Source organism: Comamonas granuli NBRC 101663, assembly GCF_000739995.1.
In the GTDB taxonomy this organism is placed as follows: Bacteria; Pseudomonadota; Gammaproteobacteria; order Burkholderiales; family Burkholderiaceae_C; genus Simplicispira; species Simplicispira granuli.
This window is the reverse complement of sequence record NZ_BBJX01000005.1, coordinates 397,248-410,739: the sequence shown is the minus strand read 5'-3', so window position 1 is coordinate 410,739 and position 13,492 is coordinate 397,248. Positions and strand designations below refer to the sequence as shown.

Below are 13,492 nucleotides of genomic sequence, written 5' to 3'. Positions count from 1 at the left end.
TGCGATGTTTTGTACTGAGAGCGTGGGTTCAGAGCCTTACTTGGTCAGCACAAAACCCTTGAGCTTGGCGAACGCGGCTTCCACCAGGTTCTTTTGCTGCTCGGCATGCAGGTGCGCATAGCCCACCGCGGGCGACGCCGAGGCCGCACGGCCTGCGTAGCCCAGCTTCTGGCCCGGCAGCATGTTTTCGTGGATGTTGTGCTGGATGAAGAACCAGGCACCCTGGTTCTGCGGCTCGTCCTGGCACCACACGATGTCGGCGGCGTTGGGGTATTTTTTGAGCTCCGCGGCAAAGGCCTTGTGCGGGAACGGGTAGAGCTGTTCGACACGGATGATGGCCACGTCGCTACGCTCGTCCTCGGTGCGCTTCTTCACCAGGTCGTAGTACACCTTGCCCGAGCAGGCGATGACGCGCTTGACCTTGTCGCCCTTCTTGGCGATCGCCTCGTCGCGCTCGCCCAGCACGGTCTGGAAACCGCCCTTGGTGAACTCGGACAGCGGCGAGGTCGCGTCCTTGTTCCGCAGCAGCGACTTCGGCGTCATGATGACCAGGGGCTTGCGCAGGTTGCGCACCATCTGGCGGCGCAGCACGTGGAAGATCTGGCTGGCCGTGGTGGGCTGCACGATCTGCATGTTGGTGTCGGCAGCGAGCTGCATGAAGCGCTCCAGGCGCGCCGAGCTGTGCTCGGGACCCTGACCCTCGTAGCCGTGCGGCAGCATCAGCGTGATGCCGTTGACGCGCCCCCACTTGACCTCACCCGAGGCGATGAACTGGTCGATCACCACCTGCGCACCGTTGGCGAAGTCGCCGAACTGCGCTTCCCAGACCACCAGCGTGTTGGGATCGTTCGAGGCGTAGCCATACTCGAAGGCCAGCACGGCCTCTTCGGAGAGGATGGAGTCGATGACGACGAACGGCGCCTGGTTCTCGGCCACGTTCTGCAGGGGCACATAGGTGCCTTCGTCCCACTTCTCGCGCTTTTGGTCGTGGATGACGGCGTGGCGGTGCGTGAAGGTGCCGCGGCCGCAGTCCTCGCCCGACAGGCGCACGGGGTAGCCCGAGGCGACCAGCGAGGCAAAGGCCATGTGCTCGCCCATGCCCCAGTCCACGTTGATCTCGCCCCGGCCCATGGCGGCGCGGTCGTCGTACACCTTCTTGACCAGGGTGTGCGGGGTGACGCTCTCGGGGATGGTCGTGATCTTCTCGGCCAGACGCTTCCATTCGGTCAGCGGAATGGCGGTGTCGGCAGCATCCGTCCAGGTCTTGCCCAGGAAGGGGCTCCAATCGACAGCGTACTTGCTCTTGAAGTTGGTGAGCACCGGATCGACCGTGTGCTTGCCCGCATCCATGGCGGCGCGGTAGGCCTTGGCCATGTCGTCGCCCAGCGTTTCACCCAGGCCCTGCGCGGCCAGCTTGTCGGCGTAGAGCTTGCGTGTGCCGGGGTGCTGGCCGATCTTCTTGTACATCAGCGGCTGGGTGAGCATGGGCGTGTCCTGCTCGTTGTGGCCCAGCTTGCGGAAGCAGATGATGTCGATCACCACGTCCCGGGAGAACTCCATGCGGTACTCCAGCGCCAGTTGCACGGCCAGGCACACCGCCTCGGGGTCGTCGCCGTTGACGTGCAGCACGGGCGACTCGATCATCTTCACGATGTCGGTGCAGTACAGCGTGGAGCGCAGGTCGCGCGGATCGGAGGTGGTGAACCCGATCTGGTTGTTGATGATGATGTGCACCGTGCCGCCCGTGGTGTAGCCGCGGGTTTCGGACAACGCCAGGGTTTCCTGGTTCACGCCCTGGCCGGCAAATGCGGCATCGCCGTGCACCAGCACGGGCAGCACCTGCTTGCCCTTGGGGTCGCCGCGGCGGTCCATGCGCGAACGCACCGAGCCCTCGACCACAGGGTTGACGATTTCCAGGTGCGAGGGGTTGAAGGCCAGCGACAGGTGCACCGGACCGCCCGGGGAGGAGACGTCGGAGCTGAAGCCCTGGTGGTACTTGACGTCACCGGCGGGCAGGTCTTCGGGGGCCGTGTGGTCGAACTCGGCAAACAAGTCCTTGGGCATCTTGCCCAGGGTGTTGACCAGCACGTTCAGGCGGCCGCGGTGGGCCATGCCGATCACGATCTCCTGCACGCCCTTGGCGCCGGCACTCTGGATGAGCTCGTCCATGGCGGCAATGAAGCTCTCGCCACCTTCGAGCGAGAAGCGCTTCTGACCCACATACTTGGTGTGCAGGAAGCGTTCCAGGCCCTCAGCGGCCGTGAGGCGGTCGAGGATGCGCTTTTTCTTGTCGGCGTTGAAAGCGGGCTTGGAGCGGATGCCCTCGAGCTTTTGTTGCCACCAGCGCTTCTGCCCCTGGTCGGTGGCGTACATGTACTCGGCGCCAATGGTGCCGCAGTAGGTCTCGCGCAGCGCGTTGAGCAGCTCGCGCAGGGGCATCTTGTCCTTGCCGAAGAAGGTGTTGCTCGTGTCGAACACCGTTTCCTGGTCGGCATCGCTGAAGCCGTAGAACGAAGGCTCCAGTTCGGGAATCTGGGGGCGCTCGGCGCGCTTCAAGGGGTCCAGGTCGGCCCAGCGTGCACCCACGTTGCGGTACGCAGCGATGAGCTGCTGCACGGCGGTGCGCTTGCGCCCCATCTCGGCATCCGTGCTGGCCACCACCACCTTGGTGCCGCCGGCCTTGGCACGCTCGGCAAAGGCATTGATGACGGGCAGGTGGGGTACGTCGCGTGTATCGCTGCCGTCCACGGCGGGTACGTGCTGCAGTGCATCGAAGTACTCGCGCCAGGAATCGGGCACGCTGCCCGGGTTGGCAAGGTAGTTTTCGTACATCTCTTCGACGTAGGGCGCATTGCCGCCGAAGAGATAGGTGTTGCCTTGGTAGGCTTGATAAACGGATGTCGTCTCGCTCATGTTCCGCTGACCTCCGTCTCCCTGAAGGAGACATTAGCTGGTTTACAAACCTTCCGCGACACGGCTGAACCGGTTGGCGGATGCGACTGTGGCTGGGGAAGGGCCTGGTACGCCCGCCATTGTGCCACTGTTCGCCCTCAGCCGCTTGGGGTCTTTGCCGTGCCGGGGCAGCGCAGCGGCGCATTTTTCCGCGCCGGGCCACCCGGCGGGCGCCGCGCGTGGCGTACATTCGCGCTTGTTCCATTCCACTGCCCTGCACATGACACATTCAACGCTGCAGAACAAGACCTTTGTTCTTTTGCTGGTGGCGGTTTCGCTGGCCTTCGGCGCGATTCTGTGGCCCTACTACGAGGCCGTGTTCTGGGGCGTGGCGCTGGCCATTCTGTTCATGCCGCTGCACCGGCGCATCCTGGCGCGCATGCACGGCAAACCCAACCGGGCGGCACTTGTGACGCTGCTGCTGTGCCTGGTGGTGGTCATCCTGCCCCTGTCCTTCATCGGCGTGTCCATGGTGCAGGAGGCCACCCACATCTACGACCGCTTGCGCTCCGGGCAGCTCGATTTTGGCGCCTACCTGCAGCAGGTCATTGCCGCCCTGCCCGACTGGCTGGTGGGCCTGCTCGACCGCCTGGAGCTCACCAGCGTGGCAGCCATCCAGCAAAAACTCTCGGCCTTTTCGGTGCAGGCCGGGCAAATCATTGCCACGCGTGCGCTGAGCGTGGGCCAGAACACGCTGCAATTCGTCGTCAGCTTCGGCGTCATGCTCTACCTGCTGTTCTTTCTGCTGCGCGACGGACCCGCCCTGGGCAAACGCATCCACCAGGCGATTCCGCTGGACGATCAGCACAAACGCGACCTGAGCGCCAAGTTCATCACGGTGATCCGCGCCACCCTCAAGGGCAACCTGATGGTGGCTGCCACCCAGGGCCTGCTCGGCGGTTTCATTTTCTGGATACTGGGCATCCAGGGGCCGGTGCTGTGGGGGGTGCTCATGGCCTTCCTCTCCCTGCTGCCCGCCGTGGGCGCGAGCCTGATCTGGGGCCCGGTGGCGATCTACTTCCTCGCCACCGGAGCACTGTGGCAGGCCGCCGTGCTGACGGCCTTTGGCGTCACGGTGATCGGCATGGTGGACAACCTGCTGCGCCCCATCCTCGTCGGCAAGGACACCAAGATGCCGGACTACGTGGTGCTCATTTCCACGCTGGGCGGCATGACCCTGTTCGGCCTGCACGGCTTCGTCATCGGGCCGGTGATAGCAGCGCTGTTCATCGCCTGCTGGGACCTGGTCACGCCCAAGGCGTCCTGATGCACGGCCCGGCCATCCGCCTCAGCCGGGCAGGCCCGGCCTGCGCAGCTTCCGGTAGAGGGTGCTGCGGCCTATGCCGAGCATGCGCGCCGCCTCCGAGTAATTGCCTGCACAGGCCTGCAGTGCGCGTGCAATGCTGTACCGCGACAATGAGCGCAGATCCGTGGGCAGGTCCTCGGATGGCTCCGGAGTGGTGCCCGGCTGCTGCCGCAGCACATGCGCCAGGTCGTCGGGCAGGTGCTGCCAATCGATCACCAAGTCGTCTTCCTCAAGCAAGGCACACACGGTGCGCAGCACCGAGGAGAGCTGGCGCATATTGCCTGGCCAGGGGTAGGCACGCAGCCGCTCCCGCAGCCCGGCAGCGATGGCCAGCGTCTTGTGCGGCATGAGCGCCTGGAGCTGGCTGTCGAGCAGGTGGTCGAAATCCGTGCGTTCGCGCAAGGCAGGCAGTTGCAGCGTCAAGCCATTGAGCCGGTAGTAGAGGTCCTCGCGGAAACGCCCGGCCTCGATCTCCTGGGCCAGCCTGCGGTGGGTCGCGCAGACCAGGGCAAAGTCCACCGCAACCGGCTTGCCCCCGCCCAAGGGGCTGACCTCGCGGTCCTGCAGCACGCGCAGCAGCCGTGCCTGCAAGGCCAGGGGCATGTCACCGATTTCATCGAGGAAAAGCGTGCCGCCCTCCGCTTCGCGGATACGCCCTGGCGCCCCCTCCCGGCGCGCGCCGGTGAATGCGCCCGGGAGGTAGCCAAACAGCTCCGCCTCGATGAGCTGCTCCGGCAACGCCGCGCAATTGACCGCCACAAAAGGCTTTTGGCTGCGCGGCCCGCTATGGTGCACCGCGCGGGCGAAAACCTCCTTGCCCACGCCGGACTCGCCCTGCAGCAGCAGCGCAATGGGTTTGCCGGCGACCTTGCGCGCACGCTCCACGGCCGCATGCCATACCGCGTCCCCCGTGTCGATGCGGGAGAGCGCGTCCCCCACCGGCGCAATGTGTTCGCGCGCCGGAACCGCCGTGAATATGGCCGTCTGCGGGAGACGGCCAGACTCGGCCTTGACCCACAGCGCCTGCCCGGCCACGGTGTGCACCACACGGGCCGCGGCGCCAGGCTTCTGGCTCCATTGCCACAACTGCTCCAGAGGCTCCGTCAACACCGCGTCGAGGCGGATTGCGCCCACATCGCGCCACTGCAGGCCCAGCGCGCTGAGCGCCGCGACGCTGGCGCCCGCCAGCACGCCGTCGTCACGCACGGCGAGCAAGCCCTCGGTGACCGTGCCCAGGCCCTCGGGCTGGGCATGCAGGCGCAGGCGCAGTCCCTGCCAATGCCTCGGGTCGTGCTTGGTCTCGAACAGCCGGTGCTCGATGATCCTGACGGCCGAGCGCACCAGTCCCAGAGTATGGCGGTGATACCCCCGGTGATCGCCCGAAACGTCCAGCGCCCCCAGCAGACGCCCGTCGGCGGCATGGATGGGAGCGGCCGCACAGGTCAGGAAGCTGTTGCGCTCCAGAAAATGCTCCTGTGCGTGCACCACGAGTGCCCGGTCGTCGGCCAGCGCCGTGCCTATGGCGTTCGTCCCGCGGTACTGCTCGCTCCAGGTCGCACCAGGCCGCAGGGCCACGCGCTCGGCGCGCCCCATGAAACGGGAATCGCCCGAGGCGTGCAGCAGCATGCCATCGGCCCCGGCGAGAATGACCAGGCTGTCGGAGTCGCGCGTCTGCTCGCACAGAAACTCCATCACCGGCCGCGCATGGGCCACCAGTTCGCGCTGCATATCCAGCGCCCGGGCCAACTGGGCGCCGGATGCATGGGGCACGCCGGACATCCGCCCGCAAGGCTGCAGGCCCGCCTGCCAACTGCGCAGCCAGGAATTCGAGAGCTCGGGCGGCAGCGCGTCCGCAGGCAAGGTGCCCGCATTCATCAAATGCCAGCGCGCGCTGCGCAAGGCACCAGGCACCGCTCGCCCTGAAAGGACTGTGGAAGGCATGGCCATGGGTCTCCGGTATTTTTTTCGGTGGCCGGGATGGGTGCACCATCTCCGACATCGCTCTTGTGGCAATGAGGCGACCGGACCATTGTGCGCGATTCACCGAGCCCATTTCAGCCGGAAAACCCCGCCTGCTGTCCCGTTTTGGCACACCTGTCGCAGGCCCATGGCACAGCCGCAGCACAGCACGAGCGCACAGCCCCGCACTTTGGCCCGGTTTGCCCGCCCCTGCGGGTGTGGCACGCATCCTGCAATGCATGGACCGGACGCGCCGCACCGACAGCGCAGCGCGTTGACAGTGCCCCCCATTCATCCATAGGAGACTGCGCATGTTGTACGCACCCCCCGGTTCCCCGGACGCCAAAGTCAGCTACAAGACCCGTTACGACAACTTCATTGGCGGCCAGTTCGTGCCCCCCGTCAAGGGTGCCTATTTCGATGTGCTGACACCCATCACGGGCAAGCCCTACACCCAGGCCGCACGCTCCACGGCCGAGGACGTCGAGCTGGCGCTGGATGCAGCACATGCCGCCGCCGCACAGTGGGGCCGCACCCCGGCTGCCGAGCGCGCCAACCTGCTGCTGAAGATTGCCGACCGCATCGAGCAGAATCTGGAGCGGCTCGCCTACGCCGAAACCGTGGACAACGGCAAGGCCATCCGCGAGACGCTCAATGCCGACATCCCGCTGACCGTAGACCACTTCCGCTACTTTGCCGGTTGCCTGCGCGCACAGGAAGGCAGCATCAGCGAGATCGACGCGGACACCATCGCCTACCACTTCCATGAGCCCCTGGGCGTGGTCGGACAAATCATTCCCTGGAACTTCCCCATCCTGATGGCGGCCTGGAAGCTGGCACCGGCGCTGGCAGCGGGCAATTGCGTGGTGCTCAAGCCCGCGGAGTCCACGCCCATTTCCATCCTGATTCTGATGGAGCTGATCGCCGACCTGCTGCCCGCGGGCGTGGTCAATGTCGTCAATGGCTATGGCCGCGAGGCCGGCATGCCGCTGGCATCGAGCCGCCGCATCGCCAAGATCGCCTTCACCGGCTCGACCGCCACCGGCAAGGTGATTGCCCAGGCCGCCGCCAACAACCTCATTCCGGCCACGCTGGAGCTGGGCGGCAAGTCGCCCAACATCTTCTTTGCCGACGTGGCGGACGCCGATGACGCCTTTTTCGACAAAGCCATCGAAGGCCTGGTGCTGTTCGCCTTCAACCAGGGTGAGGTGTGCACCTGCCCGTCGCGCGCCCTGATCCAGGAATCCGTCTACGACAAGTTCATGGAACGCGCCCTGGCCCGCGTGCGGGCGATACGGCAGGGCAGCCCGTTGGACACCGACAGCATGATGGGCGCACAGGCCTCCGCCGAGCAGATGAGGAAGATCGAAACCTACCTCGCGCTGGGCAAGGAAGAAGGCGCGCAGGTGCTCGTGGGAGGGGACCGCGCGCACCTGCCCGGCGACCTGGCGGGCGGCTACTACATCCAGCCCACGCTGTTCAAGGGCCATAACAAGATGCGCATCTTCCAGGAGGAAATCTTCGGTCCGGTACTGGCCGTGACCACCTTCAAGGATGAAGCCGAGGCGCTCGCCATCGCCAACGACACCTTGTATGGCCTGGGCGCAGGCGTGTGGTCCCGTGACGGCGGCCGCGCCTACCGCATGGGCCGTGGCATCCAGGCGGGCCGCGTCTGGACGAACTGCTACCACGCCTATCCGGCCCACGCGGCCTTCGGGGGGTACAAGGAGTCGGGCATCGGGCGCGAGACACACAAGATCATGCTGGAGCACTACCAACAGACCAAGAACCTGCTGGTGAGCTACAGCCCCAAGGCGCTGGGATTCTTCTGATCCACGGTGCGGCAGGCCGGGGCGGCGAATCGCCATCCCGGCACATTCCGAAGCAGCACGCATGGTTGAACGCGTGATCGCAACCGCCGAGGCCCTGGCCTTGATCGAGCAGCTCAAGGCCCGGCATGGGACGGCGCTGATGTTTTACCTGTCGCATGGCTGCTGCGACGGCAGCAGCCCCATGTGCTACCTCGCGGGCGAGCTGGTGCCAGGGCGCTATGACCTGTGCATTGGACAGATCGGCGGCTGCCCCTTCTACGTCAACGAGGCGCAGTACGTGCACCTGCAGCAGCGCCAGTTGGTCATCGGCGTGACGCCGGGCAACGCAGCCGGCTTTTCCCTGGAAGGACCGCAAGGCCTGTGCTTCGTGACCGGATCACGCGCCTACAGCGCCGACGAGTGGCGCCAGTTGCAGGCTCAGTCGTCCGGATCCGCTGCCATATCCGGGAACAGCACCTCGGTGTAGCCGAACTGGGTAAAGTCCTGCATGCGCATGGGATAAAGAATGCCCGCGAGGTGATCGCATTCGTGCTGCACCACGCGTGCATGGAAGCCCTCCACCTCGCGTTCTATCACCCGGCCATAGGGATCCTGGCCTGTGTAGCGGATGCGCCGCCAGCGCGGCACCATGCCACGCAGGCCCGGGACCGACAGGCAGCCCTCCCAGTCCATCTCGGTCTCGCTTCCCAGAGGGGTGATGACCGGGTTCACCAGCACCGTGGGTGGAACCAGGGGACGCTGGGGGTAGCGCGGATTGGGCTCGGAGGAACCGAACACCACGAGCTGCAGATCGACGCCGATCTGCGGCGCCGCCAGCCCCGCGCCGCGTGCATGCCGCATGGTGTCGTGCATATCCTGCACGAGCTGGTGCAACGCCGGCGTATCGAATTCGAGCACCTGGCGAGCCACGCGCAGCAGCCGAGCCTCGCCCATTTTCAAGATGGTATGGATCGCCATGGGGTCTGAATGAGAAGTACATCGGCCATGCCGGCACCAGGATCCGTGTATCCATGGCGGGCACCCCAGCGCCAAGCATAACCGCCCCTGCGTCAGGTGAATGCCGCCCGCCAGCGCACCAGCCCAGGCACAATGGCGCACGAGCACAGTCCGCCGGTCGCACCATGGACACCTCCCCGATTCCCCCTCCCCCCGGCCAGGCGCCCGTGGTACCGCCACCCCCTGCGCAAAAGCACCTGCCCAGGCCCCTGCGCTGGGCGCTGCTGGCGTTTGCCGTTCTGTGCCTGGGCCTGGGAGTCGTGGGCGTGTTCGTGCCCGGCCTGCCGACCACCGTGTTCATTCTCATGGCCGCATGGGCAGCGGCACGCAGTTCGCCACGCCTGCACGAATGGCTTTGGTACCACCCGCTGTTTGGCGCCATGCTGCGCGACTGGGCCGATGGCGGCCGCGTGAGCCGGCGCTCCAAATGGAACGCCACAGTTCTCATGGCGCTGTGCGCGGCCATTCTCTTCTGGACCAGCGACAAGCTCTGGGTTGCCGTCATGGCGTCGAGCTTCATGGGATGCACGCTCCTGTGGCTGTGGCTGCGGCCAGAACCCGGCTGATGCAAAAAGCCTCTCGATCTTCTTTCGGGCATGTTTTTCTGTATATAATGCAAGGCTTGTTCCTCGATAGCTCAGTCGGTAGAGCGCCGGACTGTTAATCCGTAGGTCCCTGGTTCGAGCCCAGGTCGAGGAGCCACATACCGATCATCATTCCCCGATAGCTCAGTCGGTAGAGCGCCGGACTGTTAATCCGTAGGTCCCTGGTTCGAGCCCAGGTCGGGGAGCCAGATGCACACCACCCAGAGAAGCAATTCCTGGGTGGTTTTTTTCTGCCTTGGGCGGGCGTGGTGGCTGGCCGCGTTCACGCTACCATCCGCATGATCGCGGTCCACCCCTTGCACTCCATGCACCTTCCCCTGCCCTGGCTGCTGCCCACAGATCCCCTGCCGGATGTGCACGGCGCCTGGGGTGCGGACTCGCCAGCACCGGGTTTGCTGGCCGCAGGCACCGACCTCGGGGTAGCGCGCCTCCTGGAGGCGTATGGCAAAGGTGTCTTTCCCTGGTTCAGTCCCCACCAGCCGGTGCTTTGGTGGTCCCCGCATCCGCGCATGGTGCTCGATGTAGACCATTTCCGCCTGCACCGCTCGCTGCGCAAGAGCATCGCCCGCATGCGCCAGAGCGCCCGCTGCGAGATCCGCATCGACCATGGCTTTCGCACCGTGATGGCAGCCTGTGCCAGCAAGCCACGCACTGGCCAGACAGGCACCTGGATCGTCCCGGAAATGATCGAGGCCTACACCGCACTGCACGCTGCGGGCCATGCCCATAGTGTGGAGACCTGGATCGATGGGCAACTGGCCGGTGGGCTCTACTGCGTGGCCATAGGCAAGGCAGTGTTCGGCGAGTCCATGTTCGCGCACCGCAGCGATGCCTCCAAAATCGCGCTGGCCGCCCTGGTCGCACTGTGCCGGGCCCAGGGCGCGGCCTGGATCGATTGCCAGCAGAACACCGCGCACCTGGCCTTCCTGGGCGCGCGCGAGATCGACCGCGAAGCCTTTCTCACGCGCCTGGCGCACGCACGGGCAGAACCGGCGCTGGAATGGTCGTTCGACCCCCTATACTGGGACACGCTTCTGGCCGGCCCGAACGCGCAGGCATGACACAGCTCAACGACTACCCATTCCAGACACTGCAGTTCTACGCCACGGCTCCCTATCCGTGCAGCTACCTGCCGGGCCAGGTGGCGCGCTCCCAGGTGGCCACGCCCAGCCACCTGGTGAACCACGAGACCTACTCCCGGCTGGTCACGCAGGGCTTTCGGCGCAGCGGCATGTTCACCTACCGTCCGTACTGCGATGGCTGCCAGGCCTGCATCGCCCTGCGCGTCGTGACCGGGGAATTCCAGCCCAACCGCAGCCAACGCCGCGCCTGGCGCCGGCATGCCTCGCTGCAGGCCAGGGTCATGGCGCCCTGCTTCGACCCCGAGCACTACCAGCTCTACCTGCGCTACCAGAGCGGCCGGCACCCCGGCGGGGGCATGGACCACGACAGCGTCGATCAATATTCCCAGTTCCTGCTGCAAAGCCGCATCCAGTCGCGCCTGGTGGAGTTTCGCGAGCCGGCCACGGACGCCATGCCCGGCAAGCTGCGCATGGTTTCCATTCTCGATCTGCTCGAGGACGGGCTGTCGGCCGTGTATACGTTCTACGAGCCCGAGGAGCACGCGAGTTTCGGCACGTTCAACATCCTCTGGCAGATCGAGCAGGCACGCATGCTGGGCCTGCCCTACGTGTACCTGGGCTACTGGATCAAGGAAAGCCCCAAAATGGACTACAAGGCACGCTTCGTGCCGCATGAAATCCTGCTGCAGGGCGCATGGTCGCGCCAGGCTGCGACCCCAGACAGTAGCGGGGACGCGCAGGCCCATAAAATCGGTGCTACTCCACCCGGCCGCATTTCATGAAAAGAACCGATCCAGACCTTCCATCCAAACCCAGCGTGCAGGTGCTGGAGCGGATGTTCACTCTCATGGATGTTCTGGCCTCACGCGAAGAGGCTATCTCGCTCAAGGAAATCAGCGAACGAACCGGCCTGCACCCCTCAACGGCCCACCGCATTCTCAACGACCTGACCATCGGGCGCTTCGTGGACCGCCCGGAGCCGGGTTCGTACCGCCTGGGCATGCGCCTGCTGGAATTGGGCAACCTGGTCAAGGGCCGGTTGAGCTTGCGTGACGCTGCCTTGCTGCCCATGCGCGAATTGCACCGGCTGACACAGCAACCTGTGAACCTGAGCATGCGCCAGGGCGACGAGATCATCTACGTCGAGCGCGCCTACAGCGAGCGTTCGGGCATGCAGGTGGTACGCGCCATCGGTGGGCGCGCGCCCCTGCACCTCACGTCCACCGGCAAGCTGTTTCTTGCGGCCGATGATGCCCAGCGCGTGCGTGCCTATGCGCTGCGCACCGGCCTGCCCGGGCAGACGCGCAACAGCATCACCCAGCTGCAGGCGCTCGAGCGCGAGCTTGCCAAGGCGCGGCAGACGGGCGTGGCGCGCGACAACGAGGAACTCGAGCTGGGCGTGCGCTGCATGGCTGCCGGGATCTATGACGACCAGGGCCGGCTGGTTGCAGGCCTGTCGATTTCCGCCCCGGCGGACCGGCTCGACGAAAGCTGGCTCGCCAAGCTTCAGGCCACGGCACATGAGATTTCAGCCGCCCTGGGGTTCAAGGGGGCTGCTTACGGCACACCGCAGGCAGCGTTCTCGCTGCCGGTGCGCTGAGCGCGGCCTGCACCGCGCTCTCTTGCTTTTACGCCCCTCAGCCGCTGCGGCCCAGACCGGCCGGCGCAGGGGCAGCCGCTGCGGGCTGCAGGGAGGTGGACGATTCCACCCAGCGGCGCACGCGCTCGGCGTCACCGATCCGGCTGAGTTTGCCGGCCGAGTCGAGAAACACCATGATGAGCTTGCGACCCGCAATCTTGGTCTGCATCACCAGGCAGCGGCCGGCTTCGGCGATGTAGCCGGTCTTCTGCAGGCCAATCTCCCATGCGGGGTTTTTCACCAGGGCATTGGTGTTGCGGTACTGCAGCGTCCTCGGGCCCAGGGCCACCTCATAGCCGGGCGACGTGGAATAGTCGCGCAGCAGCGGATCGGTATGCGCCACATTCACCAGCACGGCCAGGTCACGCGCGCTCGACTGGTTCTTGCTCGACAGCCCGGTCGGCTCCACGTAGCGCGTGTCCGTCATGCCGAGCAGCTTGGCCTTGAGGTTCATCTGCTCGACGAACACCCGCAGCCCGCCGGGATAGGTCCGTCCCAGCGCGTGGGCCGCACGGTTTTCGCTCGACATGAGCGCCAGGTGCAGCATTTCGCCGCGCGTGAGCGTCGTGCCCACCGCCAGCCGGGAGCGGCTGCCCTTCTCGGTATCGATGTCTTCTTCGGTGATGGTGATGGGCTCGTTCATGTCCAGATGCGCCTGGCTGATGATCAGCCCGGTCATCAGCTTGGTCAGGGAAGCGATGGGCAGAACGGCCTGGTCATTCTTGCTGAACAGCACCTCGTGGGTGTCCTGATCGACGACCAGGGCCACGCTGGACTTGAGATCCAGCGGATCGTTTCGCTGGTGCAGGCCGGCCAATTCACCAAACGAGGCGCGGCGATCGGCAGGCCGCGCCTGCCTGGCGCTTGCCGCCGCCGCAGTGCGCACCGCCTTGGCCGGACGGGCCGCATGGGCCGAGGTGGCCTTGGCAGGCGTGCGCTTGGCTTGCACCTTGTGTTTCTTGACCGGAGCCGCGGTACGCTGGGCAGCGTGTGCCGTGCCGCAGGCAAGTGCCAGACCGACCAGAAGAACCGACAAACCCCGGGACCAGCGCTGCAAAGAAGCCATGGATGAAAAACGGTACAAGATGCTACTCCCGGCTGCCAAGAAATGTGACGCAGTG

General features: G+C 65.7%; 11 protein-coding genes and 2 tRNA genes. 9 read left to right on the top strand and 4 right to left on the bottom strand.

What is annotated here, in order from left to right; all coding sequences use genetic code 11:
- Positions 1-36 precede the first annotated feature (36 nt).
- On the bottom strand, positions 37-2,913 hold the full coding sequence (locus CGR01S_RS07410) for a 2-oxoglutarate dehydrogenase E1 component (protein ID WP_042424471.1): 2,877 nt from the start codon (positions 2,911-2,913) through the stop codon (positions 37-39).
- Positions 2,914-3,172: 259 nt separating this feature from the next.
- Here CGR01S_RS07410 and CGR01S_RS07405 point away from each other — a divergent pair, with 259 nt between their 5' ends.
- A complete protein-coding gene (locus CGR01S_RS07405) occupies positions 3,173-4,219 on the top strand; it encodes an AI-2E family transporter (protein ID WP_042424468.1) in 1,047 nt (348 codons plus the stop codon).
- Positions 4,220-4,240: 21 nt separating this feature from the next.
- Here CGR01S_RS07405 and CGR01S_RS07400 read toward each other — a convergent pair whose 3' ends face one another.
- The gene (locus CGR01S_RS07400; protein ID WP_042424692.1) at positions 4,241-6,199 is read right to left on the bottom strand and encodes a sigma-54-dependent Fis family transcriptional regulator; all 1,959 of its coding nucleotides are present in this window, start codon (positions 6,197-6,199) and stop codon (positions 4,241-4,243) included.
- A 329-nt stretch (positions 6,200-6,528) separates the two neighbouring features.
- Between CGR01S_RS07400 and exaC the strand changes: the two genes are divergently transcribed.
- Entirely contained in the window at positions 6,529-8,049 is a 1,521-nt protein-coding gene (exaC, locus tag CGR01S_RS07395) for an acetaldehyde dehydrogenase ExaC (RefSeq protein ID WP_042424466.1), read from the top strand.
- A 61-nt stretch (positions 8,050-8,110) separates the two neighbouring features.
- A complete protein-coding gene (locus CGR01S_RS07390) occupies positions 8,111-8,515 on the top strand; it encodes a DUF779 domain-containing protein (RefSeq protein ID WP_042424463.1) in 405 nt (134 codons plus the stop codon).
- Here CGR01S_RS07390 and def read toward each other — a convergent pair.
- Positions 8,467-9,006 (bottom strand): peptide deformylase, encoded by a 540-nt coding sequence (gene def / locus CGR01S_RS07385; RefSeq protein ID WP_042424460.1) that lies wholly within the window; start codon positions 9,004-9,006, stop codon positions 8,467-8,469. The genes CGR01S_RS07390 and def overlap by 49 nt on opposite strands.
- A gap of 164 nt (positions 9,007-9,170) precedes the next feature.
- Here def and CGR01S_RS07380 point away from each other — a divergent pair, with 164 nt between their 5' ends.
- From CGR01S_RS07380 to CGR01S_RS07355, 6 genes are all read left to right on the top strand, one after another.
- Positions 9,171-9,611 carry a YbaN family protein gene (locus tag CGR01S_RS07380; protein WP_042424457.1) on the top strand — a complete coding sequence of 147 codons (441 nt, stop codon included), beginning with the start codon at positions 9,171-9,173 and terminating at the stop codon, positions 9,609-9,611.
- A 60-nt stretch (positions 9,612-9,671) separates the two neighbouring features.
- Positions 9,672-9,747 (top strand) — tRNA-Asn (locus CGR01S_RS07375).
- Between the two features lie 15 nt (positions 9,748-9,762).
- Positions 9,763-9,838: transfer RNA gene (locus CGR01S_RS07370), tRNA-Asn, on the top strand.
- Between the two features lie 117 nt (positions 9,839-9,955).
- Entirely contained in the window at positions 9,956-10,711 is a 756-nt protein-coding gene (aat, locus tag CGR01S_RS07365; protein ID WP_042424689.1) for a leucyl/phenylalanyl-tRNA--protein transferase, read from the top strand.
- A complete protein-coding gene (locus tag CGR01S_RS07360; RefSeq protein ID WP_084690592.1) occupies positions 10,708-11,514 on the top strand; it encodes an arginyltransferase in 807 nt (268 codons plus the stop codon). Before aat ends, CGR01S_RS07360 begins: the two co-directional genes overlap by 4 nt.
- Complete coding sequence (locus tag CGR01S_RS07355; protein ID WP_042424454.1) at positions 11,511-12,332, top strand: IclR family transcriptional regulator; 822 nt, start codon at positions 11,511-11,513, stop codon at positions 12,330-12,332. Before CGR01S_RS07360 ends, CGR01S_RS07355 begins: the two co-directional genes overlap by 4 nt.
- A gap of 37 nt (positions 12,333-12,369) precedes the next feature.
- Here the strand turns inward: CGR01S_RS07355 and CGR01S_RS07350 are convergent, their stop codons facing one another.
- On the bottom strand, positions 12,370-13,437 hold the full coding sequence (locus CGR01S_RS07350) for a serine hydrolase (protein ID WP_042424451.1): 1,068 nt from the start codon (positions 13,435-13,437) through the stop codon (positions 12,370-12,372).
- Between the last annotated feature and the right edge of the window lie 55 nt (positions 13,438-13,492).

What these genes read in the sequence shown, in the direction of transcription:
- CGR01S_RS07410 (WP_042424471.1), bottom strand. Translation starts at nt 2,913, where the DNA reads ATGAGCGAGACGACATCCGTTTATCAAGCCTACCAAGGCAACACCTAT.
- def (WP_042424460.1), bottom strand. Translation starts at nt 9,006, where the DNA reads ATGGCGATCCATACCATCTTGAAAATGGGCGAGGCTCGGCTGCTGCGC.
- CGR01S_RS07390 (WP_042424463.1), top strand. Translation starts at nt 8,111, where the DNA reads ATGGTTGAACGCGTGATCGCAACCGCCGAGGCCCTGGCCTTGATCGAG.
- CGR01S_RS07405 (WP_042424468.1), top strand. Translation starts at nt 3,173, where the DNA reads ATGACACATTCAACGCTGCAGAACAAGACCTTTGTTCTTTTGCTGGTG.
- CGR01S_RS07350 (WP_042424451.1), bottom strand. Translation starts at nt 13,437, where the DNA reads ATGGCTTCTTTGCAGCGCTGGTCCCGGGGTTTGTCGGTTCTTCTGGTC.
- CGR01S_RS07380 (WP_042424457.1), top strand. Translation starts at nt 9,171, where the DNA reads ATGGACACCTCCCCGATTCCCCCTCCCCCCGGCCAGGCGCCCGTGGTA.
- CGR01S_RS07400 (WP_042424692.1), bottom strand. Translation starts at nt 6,199, where the DNA reads ATGCCTTCCACAGTCCTTTCAGGGCGAGCGGTGCCTGGTGCCTTGCGC.
- exaC (WP_042424466.1), top strand. Translation starts at nt 6,529, where the DNA reads ATGTTGTACGCACCCCCCGGTTCCCCGGACGCCAAAGTCAGCTACAAG.
- CGR01S_RS07355 (WP_042424454.1), top strand. Translation starts at nt 11,511, where the DNA reads ATGAAAAGAACCGATCCAGACCTTCCATCCAAACCCAGCGTGCAGGTG.
- CGR01S_RS07360 (WP_084690592.1), top strand. Translation starts at nt 10,708, where the DNA reads ATGACACAGCTCAACGACTACCCATTCCAGACACTGCAGTTCTACGCC.
- aat (WP_042424689.1), top strand. Translation starts at nt 9,956, where the DNA reads ATGCACCTTCCCCTGCCCTGGCTGCTGCCCACAGATCCCCTGCCGGAT.